Below are 1034 nucleotides of genomic sequence, written 5' to 3'. Positions count from 1 at the left end.
GTCAAGGGCTACGGACTCGGACCCCACTTCGAGGGCCGCAACGCGACCCACCAAATGAAGAAACTCACCATGGAAGACCTCAAGGCCTTCCGCGACCACCTGCGCATCCCGATCACGGACGAGCAGCTCGACACCGACCTGTACCGGCCCCCGTACTACCACCCCGGCATGGACGCCCCGGAAATCCGGTACATGATGGACCGCCGCGCGGTCCTGGGCGGGTCCGTGCCCGAACGCCGCTCGACGCACACCCCCGTGGTGCTGCCGGACGCGAAGTCCTACGAGGTCGCCAAGCGCGGCTCCGGCAAGCAGCAGGCCGCCACCACCATGGCCTTCGTGAGGCTCCTGAAGGACCTCATGCGGGACAAGAACTTCGGCAAACGCTTCGTCCCGGTCGTGCCGGATGAGTCCCGGACCTTCGGCATGGACGCGTTCTTCCCCACCGCGAAAATCTACAACCCCAAGGGCCAGAACTACCTCTCCGTGGACCGGGACCTCGTCCTGGCCTACAAGGAATCCCCCATGGGCCAGCTCATCCACCCCGGCATCAACGAAGCCGGCGCCGTCGCGGCCTTCACCGCCGCCGGCACCGCCTACGCCACCCACGGCGAACCCCTCGTGCCGATCTACGTGTTCTACTCCATGTTCGGCTTCCAACGCACCGGCGACGCCTTCTGGGCCGCCGCGGACCAAATGACCCGCGGCTTCATCATCGGCGCCACCGCAGGACGGACCACCCTCACCGGCGAAGGACTCCAACACGCCGACGGACACTCCCCCATCCTGGCCTCCACCAACCCCGCCGTGCTCACCTACGACCCCGCCTACGGCTACGAAATCGGCCACATCATCCGCGACGGACTCGAACGCATGTACGGGGAACACTCCGCCGACCGGAACCTGATGTACTACCTCACCGTGTACAACGAACCCATCAGCCAGCCCGCGGAACCGGAGAACCTCGACACCGAGGGCCTCCTGAAGGGCATCTACCTGCTGGCCCCGGCGAAAACCGACGGCCCCCGGGCCCAGCT

1 pseudogene is annotated in these 1034 nt (G+C 66.5%); it reads left to right on the top strand.

The features are described 5' to 3' along the window. Nucleotides 1-1034: pseudogene (locus tag QRN59_RS24250) on the top strand (pyruvate dehydrogenase (acetyl-transferring), homodimeric type); the annotation flags it as partial.

This window comes from Arthrobacter sp. efr-133-TYG-118, assembly GCF_030209755.1.
Lineage (GTDB): Bacteria > Actinomycetota > Actinomycetes > Actinomycetales > Micrococcaceae > Arthrobacter.
The sequence above is the reverse complement of the archived record's forward strand: the minus strand, read 5'-3'. Positions and strand labels throughout refer to the sequence as shown.